Annotated in this window: 13 protein-coding genes; 10 read left to right on the forward strand and 3 right to left on the reverse strand. The window is 43.9% G+C overall.

Annotated features, from left to right (window positions below; all coding sequences use genetic code 11):
* Nucleotides 1-83 precede the first annotated feature (83 nt).
* Nucleotides 84-1,544 (forward strand): phosphomannomutase CpsG, encoded by a 1,461-nt coding sequence (locus R1T43_RS10225; RefSeq protein ID WP_211070961.1) that lies wholly within the window; start codon nucleotides 84-86, stop codon nucleotides 1,542-1,544.
* 262 nt (nucleotides 1,545-1,806) lie between these two features.
* Here R1T43_RS10225 and R1T43_RS10230 read toward each other — a convergent pair whose 3' ends face one another.
* Both R1T43_RS10230 and R1T43_RS10235 read right to left on the reverse strand, forming a co-directional pair.
* On the reverse strand, nucleotides 1,807-2,229 hold the full coding sequence (locus R1T43_RS10230; RefSeq protein WP_057791617.1) for a DUF3429 domain-containing protein: 423 nt from the start codon (nucleotides 2,227-2,229) through the stop codon (nucleotides 1,807-1,809).
* A gap of 124 nt (nucleotides 2,230-2,353) precedes the next feature.
* The gene (locus R1T43_RS10235; protein ID WP_057791619.1) at nucleotides 2,354-3,631 is read right to left on the reverse strand and encodes a citrate synthase; all 1,278 of its coding nucleotides are present in this window, start codon (nucleotides 3,629-3,631) and stop codon (nucleotides 2,354-2,356) included.
* A 701-nt stretch (nucleotides 3,632-4,332) separates the two neighbouring features.
* On the opposite strand from R1T43_RS10235, the gene sdhC reads away from it, so the two are divergent.
* The 8 genes from sdhC (at nucleotide 4,333) to sucD (ending at nucleotide 14,237) form a co-directional block, all read left to right on the forward strand.
* A complete protein-coding gene (gene sdhC / locus R1T43_RS10240; RefSeq protein WP_013783979.1) occupies nucleotides 4,333-4,707 on the forward strand; it encodes a succinate dehydrogenase, cytochrome b556 subunit in 375 nt (124 codons plus the stop codon).
* Complete coding sequence (sdhD, locus tag R1T43_RS10245; RefSeq protein WP_211070960.1) at nucleotides 4,701-5,048, forward strand: succinate dehydrogenase, hydrophobic membrane anchor protein; 348 nt, start codon at nucleotides 4,701-4,703, stop codon at nucleotides 5,046-5,048. The genes sdhC and sdhD overlap by 7 nt, the downstream gene beginning before the upstream one ends.
* Nucleotide 5,049: 1 nt before the next feature.
* The gene (sdhA, locus tag R1T43_RS10250) at nucleotides 5,050-6,822 is read left to right on the forward strand and encodes a succinate dehydrogenase flavoprotein subunit (RefSeq protein ID WP_013783981.1); all 1,773 of its coding nucleotides are present in this window, start codon (nucleotides 5,050-5,052) and stop codon (nucleotides 6,820-6,822) included.
* Between the two features lie 14 nt (nucleotides 6,823-6,836).
* On the forward strand, nucleotides 6,837-7,547 hold the full coding sequence (locus R1T43_RS10255; RefSeq protein WP_317348584.1) for a succinate dehydrogenase iron-sulfur subunit: 711 nt from the start codon (nucleotides 6,837-6,839) through the stop codon (nucleotides 7,545-7,547).
* A 173-nt stretch (nucleotides 7,548-7,720) separates the two neighbouring features.
* Nucleotides 7,721-10,540, forward strand: coding sequence for a 2-oxoglutarate dehydrogenase E1 component (sucA, locus tag R1T43_RS10260; protein ID WP_317348586.1), 2,820 nt, complete (start codon nucleotides 7,721-7,723; stop codon nucleotides 10,538-10,540).
* 9 nt (nucleotides 10,541-10,549) lie between these two features.
* Nucleotides 10,550-12,046 carry a 2-oxoglutarate dehydrogenase complex dihydrolipoyllysine-residue succinyltransferase gene (gene odhB, locus R1T43_RS10265; RefSeq protein ID WP_317348588.1) on the forward strand — a complete coding sequence of 499 codons (1,497 nt, stop codon included), beginning with the start codon at nucleotides 10,550-10,552 and terminating at the stop codon, nucleotides 12,044-12,046.
* Between the two features lie 152 nt (nucleotides 12,047-12,198).
* On the forward strand, nucleotides 12,199-13,365 hold the full coding sequence (sucC, locus tag R1T43_RS10270) for an ADP-forming succinate--CoA ligase subunit beta (protein WP_159530111.1): 1,167 nt from the start codon (nucleotides 12,199-12,201) through the stop codon (nucleotides 13,363-13,365).
* A complete protein-coding gene (gene sucD, locus R1T43_RS10275) occupies nucleotides 13,365-14,237 on the forward strand; it encodes a succinate--CoA ligase subunit alpha (protein WP_032094181.1) in 873 nt (290 codons plus the stop codon). Before sucC ends, sucD begins: the two co-directional genes overlap by 1 nt.
* Before the next feature lie 225 nt (nucleotides 14,238-14,462).
* On the opposite strand, the gene R1T43_RS10280 is transcribed toward sucD, so the two are convergent.
* On the reverse strand, nucleotides 14,463-14,591 hold the full coding sequence (locus tag R1T43_RS10280; protein ID WP_317348592.1) for a hypothetical protein: 129 nt from the start codon (nucleotides 14,589-14,591) through the stop codon (nucleotides 14,463-14,465).
* A gap of 59 nt (nucleotides 14,592-14,650) precedes the next feature.
* Here R1T43_RS10280 and R1T43_RS10285 point away from each other — a divergent pair, with 59 nt between their 5' ends.
* Nucleotides 14,651-17,509, forward strand: coding sequence for a TonB-dependent receptor (locus R1T43_RS10285; RefSeq protein WP_317348594.1), 2,859 nt, complete (start codon nucleotides 14,651-14,653; stop codon nucleotides 17,507-17,509).
* Nucleotides 17,510-17,582 lie beyond the last annotated feature (73 nt).

Here is a 17,582-nt window from a genome sequence, read left to right on the forward strand (position 1 = left end):
TATTGGTTACTTTTCTTGTAACACTTCTTCTTGTCACACAAGTGACCAATAATAGCTTTAACAGGGAACAGAGACTCTAATACATGACTAAACCAATTACGTGCTTTAAAGCATATGACATACGCGGTGAGCTTAACAGCCAACTTGATGAAGCAACGGCTTACCGCATTGGTTACGCCTTTGCTGAAGAGTTGAATGCGAAAACGGTAGTGGTAGGCAGCGATGTTCGTTTAACGTCCACCCCCTTAAAACTTGCCTTGAGCGCAGGGCTAATTGATGCTGGCGCGAACGTTACCGATATTGGTATGGCAGGAACGGAAGAAATATACTTCGCGACTAAACACTTAGGTGTTGATGGCGGAATAGAAGTGACCGCTAGTCACAACCCCATTAATTACAATGGCATGAAGTTGGTAAAAGCTGACTCTGTGCCCATTAGTGGCGACACTGGCTTAAATGCGATTAAAACACGTGCTGAACAGTTAAGCGATGAAGCTGTATCACAGCGCCTTGCCTATTACACCCAAGGCGAAGCCATCGATGCTGACGCCTTTTATAATGGTCATGCACACATTAAGGTTTCACATTTAACAGACACAGGAAGCTATGTAGAAGACAGCTGTATGTCAGCTTACGTAGATCACATGTTGTCTTACGTTAACCTTGATTCGTTTACGCCACTTAAAATAGTGGTAAATGCGGGCAATGGTGCTGCAGGTCCTGCGCTAGATGCTATTGAAGCCGAGTTAGCAAGCAGACAAGTTCCCATTAGCTTTATTAAAGTACACCACGAAGCAGATGGCACGTTCCCTCATGGTATTCCTAATCCTTTGTTACCTGAAAACCGAGCAGACACTGCCGATGCTGTTATAAAACATAACGCGGACTTTGGTGTGGCATGGGATGGTGACTTCGATCGTTGTTTCTTGTTCGATGCCGATGGCAACTTCATTGAAGGCTATTACATTGTTGGTTTGCTTGCCGCAGCGTTCATTGAGAAAAACCAAGACAGCAAAATTATTTATGATCCACGGGTATTTTGGAATACCGAAGACATCGTGGCGAATGCTGGCGGTACACCCATTAAGTCGAAAACAGGGCATGCGTTTATAAAGGAGCGTATGCGTAAAGAAGATGCTGTTTATGGCGGTGAAATGAGTGCGCACCACTATTTCAGAGATTTCGCTTACTGTGACTCAGGCATGATACCTTGGCTATTAATTGCCGAACTCGTGTGTGTTAAAAAGCAATCATTGGCCAGCATGGTTAAAGCGCGCATTGAAGCGTTTCCATCGTCGGGTGAGATTAACAGCAAGCTTAAAGACGCCGATGCTGCACTTGAGCGCGCGACATCTAAATATAAGCCACTTGCGACAGTTATCGATACTACCGACGGCCTTGGATTGGAATTTGATACATGGCGCTTCAATTTGCGTAAATCGAACACCGAACCTGTTATTCGCTTAAACGTAGAAAGTCGTGGTGATATTGCTTTAATGGAAGAGAAAACGGCTGAGTTGCTTTCGGTAATACGTGACGAATAATATTCCGCTTCTTTACTATTTTTACTGCTGACTTTCTAAAAAACTGAGTAAGTATGAAAAGATAAAAACCGGAACATGAAAATTAGAACAAAAATAAAGCGCGGTCATCATTAATAATGACTGCGCTTTTTTGTGTCTTACTGGCAAGTGCCGTTTTAGCCATTAGTTACCACGTGCAGCCTTAGCAACTACTTACGATGCTGTCCTGACAACATGCGGTGTATATCTACCATGGCAATTAGGCAATTAGGCAATTAGGCAATTAGGTAATGAGGTAAATCATCCATGCATGGCTAATCACCACAACTGAGGTAAGGGCTATACGTAAACTGATGTAACTCACAATTTGGCCTTTAGGAAGGCTAAGCGTGAATTTATCGTAAACTAAAATGGCAACGTAGCTAAGCGATAATACCCCTAAGGTTTTCGGGTCGTGGCTAAACACTAGACAAAGCCAACCGATAATGCTGGGTAGCATGGCGATATACATTTGTTTGCCATAGCGCTGATTACTGATGGAATCCCACCAATGAATACCACCAAAAAATGACAGCAAAACCGCTGAGTACTGCATAAAGTAAATAGCGCTTTGGGTTAATGACAAAAGATTAAGAGAATAGGCTATTGGCATAGCTAAAAATGGGATGAGCCCAGCCACGCCAAGTAACACAACAGAGTAGGGCATGTAACATAATCCTTCTGCGGTTATTTTAATAAACTTGTTTTACAACAGTGATTTCACTAAAACAGAGCTAAAAAAATAGCGCCGTAAGGCGCTATTTTATGAACAAATATTTACCTGTTCACGCTTATTTTAAAGGCGTGTACTTACGCTGGTTGTGACCAGTGTAAAGCTGACGAGGACGACCAATTTTTTGTTTTGGATCGCTCATCATTTCATGCCAGTGTGAAATCCAACCCACTGTACGAGACAATGCGAAGATACACGTAAACATGTTGGTAGGAATACCAATAGCTTTAAGTACGATACCCGAGTAGAAATCTACGTTAGGGAACAATTTCTTCTCTGCGAAGTACGGGTCGCTCAATGCAATTTTTTCAAGTTCCATAGCTACTTCAAGTAGTGGATCTTTAACATTAAGTTCGCTTAGTACTTCGTGACAGCTTTCACGCATTACTGTTGCACGTGGATCGTGGTTTTTATATACACGGTGACCAAAGCCCATAAGACGGAACGGGTCTGCCTTATCTTTAGCACGTGCAATAAACTCAGGAATGCGGTCAACAGTACCAATTTCTTCAAGCATATTTAGACATGCTTCGTTCGCACCACCGTGGGCAGGGCCCCAAAGTGAAGCAACACCAGCCGCAATACATGCGTAAGGGTTAGCACCAGATGAACCAGCTAGACGAACAGTAGAGGTAGATGCGTTTTGCTCGTGGTCAGCATGAAGCGTAAAGATCCGATCCATTGCACGTTCAACCGCAGGGCTAATCTCAAATTCTTCAGCAGGAACTGAGAACATCATGTTCAAAAAGTTAGCTGCATAACTTAAATCGTTACGTGGATAAACGAACGGTTGGCCAATGTTGTATTTGTAACACATGGCTACCAATGTAGGCATTTTCGCAATTAAGCGATGTGCACTACGTTTACGTTCTTCATCGTTAGAAACGTCTAAGTCGCTGTGATAGAAAGATGACATACCACCAACAGTACCGCATAACATTGCCATAGGGTGGGCATCGTTGCGGAAGCCATGGAAGAACATGTTAATTTGCTCATGTACCATGGTGTGGCGTGTAATCGTTGATTTGAATTCTTCATATTCTTCTTTAGACGGCGCATCACCGTGTAGAAGCATATGACAAACTTCAAGGTAGTCTGCATCGCGCGCTAGTTCTTCGATTGGGAAACCACGGTGTAAAAGAACACCAGCAGCGCCGTCAATATAAGTAATAGCTGACTCGCAAGATCCTGTCGCCATAAAACCAGGGTCGTAGGTGAAGTACCCGTGTTGACCCAGTGAACGGACGTCGATTACGTCTTGTCCTTCGGTGCCAGACAAGATAGGAAGCTCGATTTCCTTACCGCCGGCTTTAAGAATGGCTTTCTGATCTGCCATAAAATGCTCTCCTCAGAATGGTTCTGTTTGCAGCGAAAACGGGCGAAAATGCTCGTTTCGTTGGGGAAAAGTGGCGTATTTGTACTTTATTATGTACCAATAAGTCAATTTAATTGCATTTATGCACAATAAATATTCCGAATTACTGAGATTTATAATACTCAGCCGGAATCTATATCGTTAACATTTTGGTAATCGCACTAAACCCGTTTCGGGGTAATTATCAATGTCTTTTCGCAAAAGGTAAACCACCGTTTACCAAATTTATTAACAGCTTAGCTGAAATATTAACCTTTTGTCGATTGAGAATTGCTCGTTTTCATTAAAAGACCTTAATTTTACTAGTGAAAATAGTGTTATTCTGGTTTAGTGCTGATACACTTTACAGCCTTGTTTATTAAGCATTCCATGCTTGTTGTTAGTATTTGTGACTACTTTTCTTTGTATTTATCAGGAAGATTTGTCAAAAAAGACTAAAGTCTTACTGCAGCACAAAAAATTGTAATTATATACTGTGCTGGATATACTCAGCAGTGCATTAAAACAGAATAATTATTCTGTAAATTGCATTAAAGAATAATTCACAAATTGTTAACAACTCATTGGATGAGGTAATTAACAGGTAATAAACGAATTAACTCGCACAGGACATTATAACGGCGAGTAATTCATTATCCCTACGGATTAAACAGGCATACATTGTGAAAAAGCAAAGACCAGTAAATTTAGAACTCAATACTATTAAATTTCCGCCTGCCGCTATTTCGTCAATTCTCCACCGTGTTACCGGTGTCGCAATGTTTTTTGCATTACTCTTTGTTATTTGGGCATGGGCAGTTTCTGTTTCCTCGCCTGAAGGGTTTGCGAACGTACAAGCGATGATGGACGGTATCATTGGAAAAGTGATCGCAATAGGCACTTTATCAGCGCTGACTTACCACATTTTAGGCGGCCTAAGACATGTTGTTATGGATTTAGGTCACTGGGAAGAGTTGGAGTCAGGAAACCTCAGCGCCAAAATAGCTATCGCTCTTTGGATTGTGCTGACAGTAGTATTGGGAGTAGCACTATGCTAGGAAACCAAGCAAGCTTAAAGCGTAATGGTATTCAAGATTACGTGTCACTACGTACTACCGCTGCAATCATTTTTGCTTATACGGTATTCATGGCGTGGTTTTTTATATCCACTGAAAATATTACTTTCATTGAGTGGCGCGGATTATTTTCTGGGCTAGCGATGAAAGTGTTCACATTGGCAGCACTTATCGCCATCATGATCCACGTTCGTATTGGCTTATGGCAAGTACTTACCGATTATGTGAAGGCGTCTGGTTTGCGTGCAATCATTCAGTATGTTCTAAACATCATTGCTTTTGGTTACGTCGCTGTTGGTCTGTTTGTATTGTGGGGAGTGTAAGATGAGTTTACCCGTTCACGAGTTTGACGCAGTAGTTATTGGTGCTGGTGGCGCTGGTATGCGTGCAGCATTGCAGATTTCAGAATCTGGCAAATCATGTGCACTACTGTCTAAAGTATTTCCTACCCGTTCACATACGGTATCAGCGCAAGGTGGTATTACTGTTGCGCTAGGTAATTCCCATGAAGATAACTGGGAATGGCACATGTACGACACTGTAAAAGGGTCGGACTACATTGGTGACCAAGACGCTATTGAATATATGTGTAAAACCGGCCCAGAAGCCATCATTGAGATGGAGAATATGGGGTTACCTTTCTCACGCTTTGAGAATGGTAAGGTTTACCAGCGTCCTTTCGGTGGTCAATCAAGAAATTTTGGTGGCGAGCAAGCAGCTCGAACCGCAGCCGCTGCTGACCGTACTGGTCACGCCTTGCTGCATTTGCTTTATCAGCAAAACGTAAAGAATAAAACGAAGGTCTTTTCTGAGTGGTATGCACTCGACCTAGTTAAAAACCAAGACGGTGACGTTGTTGGTTGTACTGCTATCGATATCGAAACAGGCGAAGTAGTTTACTTCAAGTCTAAAGCGGTAGTACTCGCGACAGGTGGAGCAGGGCGTATTTTCGCTTCTACTACCAATGCACACATTAATACCGGTGACGGTGTTGGTATGGCAATTCGCGCTGGTGTTGCACTACAAGATATGGAAATGTGGCAGTTCCACCCTACGGGTATCGCCGGAGCTGGTACGCTAGTAACGGAAGGTTGTCGTGGTGAAGGTGGTTACCTACTTAATAAAGACGGTGAACGCTTCATGGAACGTTATGCGCCTAACGCGAAAGACCTTGCTGGTCGTGACGTTGTAGCACGTTCAATGATGACAGAAATTCGCGAAGGCCGCGGATTCGATGGCCCTTGGGGACCTCACTGTAAACTTAAACTTGATCACCTTGGTAAAGACGTACTTGAGTCTCGTTTACCAGGTATTCTTGAGCTTTCTCGTACGTTTGCTCACGTTGATCCAGTTAAAGAACCGATTCCTGTAATACCAACATGTCACTATATGATGGGTGGTATTCCCACTACTGTCGATGGTCAATGTCTAACGGTAGATGCTGACGGTAACGATAAAGTGGTAAATGGCTTATTCGCTTGTGGTGAAATTGCTTGTGTATCTGTACACGGCGCTAACCGCTTAGGCGGTAACTCACTACTCGACCTTGTAGTATTTGGTCGTGCGACTGGTCTACACTTAGGTAAAACCCTTTCTGACGTATCGCCATTCCGCGAAGCATCAGAGTCTGACCTTGAAGTGGCTATGTCTCGCTTTAATCGCTGGGAAAACTCAGAAAAAGGTAAGGGCGAAGATCCGGTTCAAATCAAAAAAGATATGCAAGAATGCATGCAGCTTAACTTCTCAGTATTCCGTGAAGGTGAAGCCATGGCAGACGGCCTTAAGCAACTTGGTGAAATTCGTGAACGTCTTCAGAATGCTCGCCTTGATGATAAGAGTGCCGATTTCAATACTCAGCGTATTGAATGTCTTGAGCTTGATAACCTTATGGAAACCGCGTACAGCACAGCAGTAGCAGCGAACTTCAGAACGGAAAGCCGTGGCGCACACAGCCGCTTCGATTTCCCGGACCGTGACGATGAGAACTGGTTATGCCACAGCGTTTACGATCCGAATACTGAAAAAATGCTTAAACGTGATGTCAATATGGCGCCTAAGCTTCGGGAAGCTTTCCCGCCTAAAGTGCGTTCATATTAAGAGAGGCAACGATCATGCAATTACAATTTTCGATATATCGTTACAACCCTGATGTTGATGACAAGCCACGCATGCAAGACTACACTCTAGAAGTAGAGGAAGGTCGTGACATGATGGTGTTGGATGCACTAATTGCTCTTAAAGAGCAAGATCCAACGTTATCTTTCCGCCGCTCGTGCCGTGAAGGTGTGTGTGGTTCAGACGGTGTTAATATGAATGGTAAGAATGGTCTTGCCTGTATTACGCCTTTGTCTGCATTAGGTAAAGGTAAAGTTGTTGTTCGTCCACTTCCAGGTCTGCCAGTAGTACGCGACCTTGTGGTTGATATGACACAGTTTTACACTCAGTATGAAAAGATTAAGCCATTCTTAATCAACGATGATAAACAGCCTCCTGCAAGAGAACACCTTCAGTCTCCTGAAGAACGTGCTAAGCTTGATGGACTGTATGAATGTATTCTATGTGCATGTTGTTCTACGTCGTGCCCATCGTTCTGGTGGAACCCGGATAAATTTATCGGGCCTGCTGGCTTGCTTCACGCTTATCGTTTCCTTATCGATAGCCGTGATACTGCAACCGATGAACGTTTGAACGACCTAGATGACGCATTTAGCGTATTCCGCTGTCACGGTATCATGAACTGTGTAAGTGTATGTCCGAAAGGATTAAACCCGACAAAGGCAATTGGACACATCAAGTCTATGCTTTTACAACGGGCTGTTTAGTACTATATTCTGTTTACTCCTGAGTGACAGAAAGCAATGCTCTAAATAGCCATCCGGATGTGATGGCTATTTTTTTTTGTATTCATCGGTATAACGCTTGGTTATGTCACGAATAACCTTATAATACAAACCGATGGTTAATAGAATTTACAAAACGTAGCAAGGCAAATTAAATGCAAGAAAGCGTGATGAAAGCGTGGTGGGATTCCTCGCATATGGCAGGTGCCAACGCTGCCTATGTTGAAGAATTGTACGAATCGTATTTGGAAGACCCGCAGAGCGTTTCCGATACTTGGCGTCAAATCTTTGATAGCCTACCCAAGGTCGAAGGCGTTGAACTTGAAACCAACCATACTAGTGTTAAAGATCAGTTTAGGAAGCTAGCTGCTCTAGGCCCGACAGCACGAATGTCGAGCGCACCAGTTGAAGGCACTCCGGTCTCGGATGACAGGCAAGTTAAAGTGTTACAGCTTATCAATGCCTTTCGCTTCCGAGGTCACCAGCATGCCAACCTCGATCCGCTAGGATTATGGAAACAAGAGCGCGTTCGTGATTTAGAACTTTCTCACCATAACCTTTCTGATAAAGATTTTGACAGTGTGTTCAACGTAGGGTCTTTTGCCATTGGTAAAGATTCGATGTCATTAGGTGAGTTGTTTAAATCACTTAATAGAACATATTGTGGCTCTATCGGTGCTGAGTACATGCACATTACCGATACAGACCAAAAACGCTGGTTACAGCAAAAAATTGAGTCAGTACAAGCCAAGCCTGAGTTTTCTAAAGATGAAAAACTAACCCTACTTAAAGGGCTAACGGCTGCTGACGGCATGGAAAAATACCTTGGGTCTAAATTCCCGGGTGCAAAACGTTTCTCACTGGAAGGTGGTGATGCGTTGGTTCCAATGCTTAAAAACCTAATCACTAATGCAGGTGCTGCCGGCACTAAAGAAGTGGTTATTGGTATGGCTCACCGTGGTCGTCTGAACGTACTGGTTAACGTGTTGGGTAAAAACCCATCGGTATTGTTCGACGAATTCGCAGGTAAGCATGATGATTCATTAGGTGCTGGTGATGTTAAATACCACGCTGGTTTCTCATCAGATTTTGCTACGCCAGGTGGCAATGTTCACTTAGCGCTTGCGTTTAACCCGTCTCACCTTGAAATCGTTAATCCGGTAGTAATGGGTTCGGTTCGTGCGCGTCTAGAACGTAGAAACGACGATACCAATGCCGTACTTCCTATCACCATTCACGGTGACTCAGCGATTGCTGGGCAGGGCGTAGTGCAAGAAACTTTCAATATGTCACAAACTCGCGGTTTCGCCGTGGGCGGAACAGTACGTATTGTGGTGAACAACCAAGTTGGTTTCACAACGTCAAAAACTGAAGATACCCGTTCTACGCAATATTGTACTGATATCGCTAAGATGGTTCAGGCGCCTATATTCCACGTTAACTCTGACGATCCAGAAGCGGTTGCTTTTGTGACTCAGCTTGCCCTTGAATATCGTAATAAATTCAAGCGTGACGTAGTTATCGATTTAGTCTGTTATCGCCGTCATGGTCATAACGAAGCTGATGAGCCAAATGCAACTCAGCCCCTTATGTACCAAAAAGTGAAGAAGCACCCTGTACCTCGCGCTATTTATGCCGATCAGCTCATTGCTGAAGGGGTTATTGAACAGCGTGATGCCGACCGCTATTTAGAAGAATACCGCGCTGCACTTGATCATGGTGCATGTGTAGTTGAAGAATGGCGTCCGATGACAGAGCACAGTGTAGACTGGTCTCCGTACCTAGGTCATGATTGGGATACTCCCTATGACGGCGCTATTAGTGTTGAAAAACTTCAAGAACTTGGCGAAGCGTTAACAAGTTTCCCTGAAGGGCATAAACTTCAATCTCGTGTAAACAAGTTATACCAAGACCGCAAGGCTATGGTTAACGGTGAAAAGAAACTTGATTGGGGAATGGCAGAAAACTTAGCATACGCATCGTTAGTTGATGCGGGTGAAGATATTCGTATGACAGGTCAGGATTCTGGCCGTGGTACTTTCTTCCACCGTCATGCGGTATTACACAACCAAGCTGATGGCTCGACGTTCATGCCACTGCAAAATATTCGTGAAGGCCAAGGCGAGATCGAAATTTACGACTCTGTGCTTTCAGAAGAAGCAGTGATGGCGTTTGAATATGGTTACGCAACGGCAGAACCTGAGTGTTTAACCATTTGGGAAGCCCAGTTTGGTGACTTCGCGAACGGTGCACAGGTTGTATTTGACCAGTTCTTAAGTTCAGGTGAAGCGAAGTGGGGCCGTTTATGTGGTCTAACAATGCTGCTACCGCACGGTTATGAAGGCCAAGGTCCTGAGCATAGCTCGGCACGTCTTGAGCGCTTCTTGCAAATGTGTGCTGATCACAACTGGCAAGTATGTGTACCTTCAACGCCAGCGCAAGTATTTAACATGCTTCGTCGTCAAGTGGTTCGCCCAATGCGTAAACCGCTTATCGTTATGTCGCCTAAATCTCTGTTACGTCATCCGTTAGCGACCTCTTCTCTTGAAGAGTTAGCGGAAGGCAAATTCCACAACGTGATTAGCGAAATTGACGATATTAATCCGAAAGACGTTAAGCGTGTGGTGATGTGTTCAGGCAAAGTTTACTACGATTTGCTTGACCAGCGCCGTAAAAATGAACAAACAGACGTTGCAATCGTAAGATTGGAGCAACTTTATCCATTCCCACAAGAAGAATGCGCTAAAGTTGTGGCACAATACAGCCACGTTACAGATTGGGTTTGGTGTCAGGAAGAACCGCAAAACCAAGGAGCTTGGTATTGCAGTCAGCACCACTTCTGGCAAGCAATTCCAGATGGCGCCAAATTAACATATGCAGGTCGTGAAGCATCCTCCTCACCTGCAGTAGGTTATGTTTCCGTTCACAATCAGCAGCAAAAAGCGCTGGTTGAAGACGCACTCACTATTAAATAAGGAACAATGATGACAATTGAGATAAAAGTTCCGGTCCTACCAGAGTCAGTTGCCGATGCCACCATTGCAACTTGGCACGTAAAGGCCGGCGACGCGGTAAAGCGTGACCAGAACCTGGTTGACATTGAAACTGATAAAGTTGTGCTGGAAGTTGTAGCACCAGCCGACGGAACTATCGGTGAGCTTCTTAATGAAGAGGGTGCAACGGTACTAGGCGAACAAGTTATTGCTAAATTAGAAGAGGGTGGCGCTGCGCCAGCTAAATCTGAAGCGAAAGCTGAATCTAAAAAAGAAGCAGCACCTGCATCTAGCGGTAAAACGTCAGAAGTTAAAGTGCCTGTATTACCTGAGTCGGTAGCTGATGCAACCATCGCCACGTGGCATGTTGCAGTAGGCGAAGCGGTAAGCCGTGACCAAAACTTGGTCGATATCGAAACTGATAAAGTTGTTCTAGAAGTCGTCGCGCCAGCTGATGGCTCGCTATCTGAAATTGTTGCCGAAGAAGGCGCAACAGTGACAGCTGAAGAAGTGATTGCTAAATTTGTTGAAGGCGCGTCATCAGGTGCAGCTGCATCTGAGTCGTCTGAAGCATCTTCTGATGATTCAGATGAAAGCAGCGATGCACTAAGTCCTTCAGTACGCCGTCTATTGGCAGAAAAAGGTGTAGATGCTGCGAAAGTTAAAGGTACGGGCAAAAATGGCCGTATTACTAAAGAAGACGTAGAAAAACACCTTAAAGGTGGTAGTGCACCAGCGGCTTCAGCACCATCTGCTACAGCCGATACAGCTGAATTACCTACGGGTAATCGCACTGAAAAACGTGTTCCTATGACACGTCTTCGTAAAACGATTGCAACCCGTTTACTTGAAGCTAAAAACTCTACTGCTATGCTAACTACGTTCAACGAAGTTAACATGAAGCCAATTATGGAACTTCGCAAGCAGTATCAAGAGAGCTTTGAGAAACGTCACGGTATTCGTTTAGGTTTCATGTCTTTCTACGTGAAAGCGGTAACTGAAGCCCTTAAACGTTTCCCAGATGTGAACGCATCAATTGACGGTGATGACATTGTTTATCACAACTACTTCGATATCTCTATCGCGGTATCAACGCCTCGCGGTCTAGTTACGCCTATTTTAAAAGATACGGATACACTAGGTATGGCCGGTGTTGAGAAAGGAATTAAAGAATTGGCAATTAAAGGCCGTGATGGCAAATTGTCGATGGCAGACCTTCAAGGCGGTAACTTTACTATCACTAACGGTGGTGTGTTTGGTTCATTGATGTCTACGCCTATCATTAACCCGCCACAGAGCGCAATTTTGGGTATGCATAAAATCCAAGATCGCCCAATGGCTGTTAACGGTAAGGTGGAAATTCTGCCAATGATGTACCTCGCCCTGTCTTATGACCATCGTATTGTTGATGGTAAAGAGTCAGTAGGCTTCTTGGTAACAATCAAAGAGATGCTTGAAGATCCAACACGCCTTCTATTAGACGTGTAAGGCTTTCCTCTCTTGTTATTGTGTGCAGTGGCGTTTCTTATTGAGGTAAGATGCGTTACTGCCACAACGCTGATATTCGCCCTATAATATCAGTCTAATTAATCAAGTCGCGCGAGCGGCTTTTGTCTTACTAAAAATCGGATAGAAACACCATGAATTTGCATGAATACCAAGGTAAGCAGCTATTCAAAGAATACGGTCTACCTGTTTCTGAAGGATACGCAGCAGACACTCCTGAAAGTGCTGTAGAGGCCGCTAACCGCATTGGCGGTAGTGAGTGGGTAGTAAAATGTCAGGTCCACGCAGGTGGTCGCGGTAAAGCAGGTGGCGTTAAGTTAGTAAAAGATACTGACGCAATTAAAGCTTTCGCAGAAAACTGGCTTGGCAAAAATTTGGTGACTTTCCAGACTGACGAAAATGGTCAGCCTGTGAGCAAAATCCTTGTTGAAACTTGCACAGATATCGCTAACGAATTGTACCTTGGTGCAGTAGTTGACCGCACAACCCGTCGTGTTGTGTTTATGGCTTCTACTGAAGGTGGCGTTGAGATTGAAACTGTTGCTGAAGAAACGCCTGAAAAAATCCTTAAAGCTGAAATCGACCCAATTGTTGGTGCTCAGCCTTACCAAGCGCGCGAAATGGCGTTTAAACTTGGTCTTTCTGGCGTTCAAATTAAGCAATTCACTAAGATTTTCCTTGGCCTAGCTAAGATGTTTGAAGATCTTGATGTTGCTTTGATTGAAATTAACCCGCTTGTAATTAAAGAAGATGGTGATCTTCACTGTCTTGACGCTAAGCTAGCTATCGACGGCAACGCGTTATATCGCCAGCCTAAAGTTAAAGCTATGCAAGATCCTACTCAAGAAGATGCACGTGAAGCGCATGCTGCTGAGTTTGAACTTAACTATGTTGCGCTAGACGGTAACGTAGGTTGTATGGTTAACGGTGCAGGCCTAGCAATGGGTACGATGGATATCGTAAACCTACACGGTGGCAAGCCAGCTAACTTCCTAGATGTTGGTGGCGGTGCGACTAAAGAGCGTGTTGCAGAAGCATTCAAAATCATCTTATCTGACGACAACGTTTCAGCTGTTTTAGTTAACATCTTTGGCGGTATCGTTCGTTGTGACATGATTGCTGAAGGTATCATTGGCGCGGTTAAAGAAGTTGGCGTTAGTGTTCCTGTTGTTGTACGTCTTGAAGGTACAAACGCAGAGCTTGGCCGTGAAGTTCTAGCGAACTCTGGTCTTGATATCATTGCTGCTGAGTCGCTAACTGATGCAGCACAGAAAGTTGTTGCTGCAGCGGAGGGCAAATAATGTCTGTATTAATTAACAAAGATACCAAAGTAATCTGTCAAGGTTTCACTGGTGGTCAAGGTACTTTCCACTCTGAGCAAGCGATTGCTTACGGTACGCAAATGGTTGGTGGTGTTACACCAGGCAAAGGCGGCACTGAGCACCTAGGTCTTCCAGTATTCAATACAGTACGTGAAGCGGTAGAAGCAACAGGCGCAACTGCAACTGTTATCTATGTACCAGCTGCGTTCTGTAAAGATTCAATCGTTGAAGCTGCTGATGCTGGCATCGAGCTTATCGTTTGTATCACTGAAGGTATTCCAACGCTTGATATGCTTTACGTTAAAGAATACGTAAACGCAAAAGGCGTTCGCATGATTGGACCAAACTGCCCAGGTGTTATTACTCCTGGAGAGTGTAAGATTGGTATCATGCCTGGTCACATCCACAAGCCTGGTAAAGTAGGTATTGTTTCTCGCTCTGGTACACTTACGTACGAAGCGGTTAAGCAAACTACTGACGAAGGTTTCGGCCAGTCTAGCTGTGTTGGTATCGGTGGTGATCCAATTCCTGGTTCAAACTTCATTGACATCCTACAGTTGTTCCAAGATGATCCTCAAACAGAAGCTATCGTTATGATTGGTGAAATTGGTGGTACAGCAGAAGAAGAAGCTGCTGAATTCATCAAAGCTAACGTAACTAAGCCTGTTGTTTCTTACATTGCGGGTGTAACTGCACCTGAAGGTAAGCGTATGGGTCACGCTGGTGCAATCATCGCTGGCGGTAAAGGTACAGCCGACGAGAAATTCAAAGCATTAGAAGATGCGGGCGTTAAAACCGTTCGCTCTCTTGCTGATATCGGCAAGGCACTTCGCGAAACTACTGGTTGGTAGTAAGCAAAGCGCACGCAAGTGTTTAAGTAAAGCCCGCTCAATTAGCGGGCTTTTTTGTACCTGCTATTAGTTAGCGGTGTCATTATTAATCTATATTTATTCGTAATGAATACTATTCATTTTCCACAGTGTTAACTGTGCTTACCACCTTAATTCTGCCATTTTTCACGGTAACAAAATTACAACATAAAGGGCATTTTGGCGTTAATTTGCGTAATTTTGTTGTTAAATTTCAATAATTTCATGATGATTAATGTTAATGGTGTGTTGAGTATTTTCTATGAATACGTATGCAAGCAATTGTGCAAAGCCCATGTGCTCTATAGGATTGTCAGCGACTGGATACATTGTCATTCGATTGTCATAAAAATAACAAAAAGACAACAAATATAACTGAATGGGACACCTGTTTTATGAAACAATTTAAACCAAATCTCATCAAGGTTGCGCTGATCACTGGTGGCGTAGCTTTTGGTTGTTCGCCTACATTTGCACAAGAAACAAATTCAGAAGCAGCTGATGAAGCTAACGTTGAAGTTATTCAAGTTAGCGGTATACGTGGCAGCTTACAACGCGCTCAAGCAATTAAGATGGATAATACATCTATTGTTGAAGCGTTATCAGCAGAAGACATCGGTAAATTACCGGATACAAGTATTGCAGAATCTATTTCACGTTTGCCTGGTTTAGCCGGTGAGCGTAGAAACGGTCGTACAAGTGGTATTTCAGTACGTGGTTTCAACGAAAACTATGTAGGTACATCACTTAACGGTCGTGAATTATTAGGTATGGGTGATAACCGTGGTGTTGAATTCGACCTTTACCCTACTGAAATCATCTCTAGCATTGTTGTTTATAAAACAGCAGAAGCTGGCATGACTACCCAAAACATTGGTGGTTCGATTGACCTTCAAACAATTAGCCCATTAACAGCAAAAAGTACTTTTGCTATCAATGGCTCGTATGAAAAGAATGCTGAAGATTCTCCTAACCCCGACTTCGACAACAATGGCCATCGTATTTCCGTAAACTACGTTGATCAATTTGCCGACGATACCATTGGTTTAGCATTAACTGTCGCTAGCATGGAGTCTCCTCGTCAAGAACAACACTTCCGTGGTTGGGGTTATGCTGGTGTTAATACAACAGCTGAAGGTACATTCGACGATAACGGCAACCCTCTATGGAACCCTCGCCGTTATGACGGTGCTGATACTGTAGATGTACCTGATGGTACCGTCGTACTTGGCGGCACAGATTCATTTCAACGTTCAGCAATGTTAGAGCGTGACTCTATCGCAGCTGTGGTTGAATGGGCGCCTACCGATAAATTGAATGTGCAAGTAGATGCCCTTTACATCGACTTTGTTGAAGATGATGTTCGCCGTGGTCTTGAAGAAGGCGGTGCTGAGTGGGGTACGAGTGAATATACCATTACTGGTGTTGAAAACGGGTTAGTGACATCAGGCTACTATGATGGCTTCTATTCAGTTATTCGTAATGATGCTCGTACCCAAGAAGCTGATTTAACAACAGTGGGCGTTAACGCTGAATACATTTTGAATGATAACTGGACGCTAGAGTTCGATTACTCTACCGGTAAAGTTGAAAAAGACATTATCGATGTAGAAAGTTATTCAGGTGTAGGCCGTTCGGGTATTGATGGTCGTCCTATTACTGCTCGTAGTTGGGAAATGACGTCGACCGGTGCGGTATATTCTGATCACCCTAGCATTGCACCTGTTGACCTAACTGATGAAAGCCTAATTCGTCTTGCTGGCCCACAAGCTTGGGGGGCACCCATTATTGGTGCCAACGCACAAGATGGTTTTGTTAACCAACCAAACTACGAAGAAGATCTAGATACCTATCGCTTTGACGCCAAAGGTTATGTTGAATGGGGTGTAGTGACGGGCATGTCTGCGGGCGTTATATACTCAGATCGTAGCAAAACCAAAGAAAACAACGGCGCTTACTTAACAGCACCAAGCTTTCCTGGCGATGCGGCTATTCCAGATGTACTAGGTGTAGTACCTCTAGATTTCATCGGTATAGACGGTATTCTTGCGTATGATTCACTTGGTTTGTACCAAAGTGGTTATTACACAGCGACAGACGCAAAGCTTGTTCAGAACGATCGTTTAGGAGATAGCTACACGGTTGATGAAGAGCTACTAACTTTCTACACTAAATTTGATTTAGAAATGGAAGTGGGTGATGTTTATATTCGCGGTAACGTGGGTGTACAAGTGGTTAATGCCGACCAACAATCTACAGGGTTCTCAACTACGTCAGATGCTGAAGGCATGACAGTAGCGATACCGGTTTCTGGCGGCGCGGATTACACGGATGTACTACCAACACTTAACCTTTCTGCAGAAGTAGCCGAAGGTCAGTTTGTACGTTTCGCATTGGGTAAAGTCATTTCAAGACCACGTATGGACGATATGCGTCCAAATACGCAAGCGTCTTTTGCATTCAACGATAACCAAATTACCAGTACCGATCCTGAAAACGGCCCTTGGAGTGGTAGCTCAGGTAACCCTGAACTTAAACCTCTTGAAGCTAACCAGTTAGATATCGCTTATGAAAACTACTTCTCGGATACGGGTTATGTAGCGGCTTCATTTTTCTATAAAGATATTAAAAACTGGCATCGCGATACGAGCGTACTGACTGATTTCTCTGATGTTTACATCCCTGATTTACATGTAGGTTCAGAAGGTCAAACACCAGCTACTTTCCTAGGTTCAGTCGGCAGTGTCCTGGATGGTTTTGAAGGTTATGTGCGCGGTTATGAACTTCAAGGTTCATTACCAGGTGAATTACTTCACGACTCACTTGAAGGCTTTGGCTTGTTCGCAAGTGCTACCTTCATGGAAGGTGAAGTGGATGCAGCACCTACGCAGACAGAAACCCGTATTCCAGGATTGTCTGAAGAGTCATACAGTATGACATTCTTCTATGAAAGCAATGGTTTCGAGTTCCGTGTTGCTGCAACTAAGCGCGATGACTACCTAACAGAAGAACGTGGTACTAGCTTGGCATTGGTAGATGCAACTAAGCAAGGTGGTACATTGGTTGATGCACAAATCGGTTATGACTTTAGCGAGTCTGGTATTGAGTCTCTGGAAGGGCTTCGTGTTACTTTCCAAGCGCAAAACTTAACTGATGAAGATGATATTCAAGCGTCACAGGCAGATTCTCGTCAAATCACGCAATATCAGTCTTACGGCACTAACTACTTGTTAGGCTTTAACTATACCTTCTAATGGTTGAGCGAAAGCCAACATTAGGATAAATACAAACCACCTTGTTGTTTCAGCGCTCGAATATGCATTTTGA

It is taken from the genome of Alteromonas sp. CI.11.F.A3 (genome assembly GCF_032925565.1).
GTDB lineage: Bacteria > Pseudomonadota > Gammaproteobacteria > Enterobacterales > Alteromonadaceae > Alteromonas.

What these genes read in the sequence shown, in the direction of transcription:
- R1T43_RS10225 (WP_211070961.1), top strand. Translation starts at nt 84, where the DNA reads ATGACTAAACCAATTACGTGCTTTAAAGCATATGACATACGCGGTGAG.
- R1T43_RS10255 (WP_317348584.1), top strand. Translation starts at nt 6,837, where the DNA reads ATGCAATTACAATTTTCGATATATCGTTACAACCCTGATGTTGATGAC.
- odhB (WP_317348588.1), top strand. Translation starts at nt 10,550, where the DNA reads ATGACAATTGAGATAAAAGTTCCGGTCCTACCAGAGTCAGTTGCCGAT.
- sdhD (WP_211070960.1), top strand. Translation starts at nt 4,701, where the DNA reads ATGCTAGGAAACCAAGCAAGCTTAAAGCGTAATGGTATTCAAGATTAC.
- sucD (WP_032094181.1), top strand. Translation starts at nt 13,365, where the DNA reads ATGTCTGTATTAATTAACAAAGATACCAAAGTAATCTGTCAAGGTTTC.
- sdhA (WP_013783981.1), top strand. Translation starts at nt 5,050, where the DNA reads ATGAGTTTACCCGTTCACGAGTTTGACGCAGTAGTTATTGGTGCTGGT.
- R1T43_RS10285 (WP_317348594.1), top strand. Translation starts at nt 14,651, where the DNA reads ATGAAACAATTTAAACCAAATCTCATCAAGGTTGCGCTGATCACTGGT.
- sucC (WP_159530111.1), top strand. Translation starts at nt 12,199, where the DNA reads ATGAATTTGCATGAATACCAAGGTAAGCAGCTATTCAAAGAATACGGT.
- R1T43_RS10235 (WP_057791619.1), bottom strand. Translation starts at nt 3,631, where the DNA reads ATGGCAGATCAGAAAGCCATTCTTAAAGCCGGCGGTAAGGAAATCGAG.
- R1T43_RS10230 (WP_057791617.1), bottom strand. Translation starts at nt 2,229, where the DNA reads ATGCCCTACTCTGTTGTGTTACTTGGCGTGGCTGGGCTCATCCCATTT.
- R1T43_RS10280 (WP_317348592.1), bottom strand. Translation starts at nt 14,591, where the DNA reads ATGACAATGTATCCAGTCGCTGACAATCCTATAGAGCACATGGGCTTT.
- sucA (WP_317348586.1), top strand. Translation starts at nt 7,721, where the DNA reads ATGCAAGAAAGCGTGATGAAAGCGTGGTGGGATTCCTCGCATATGGCA.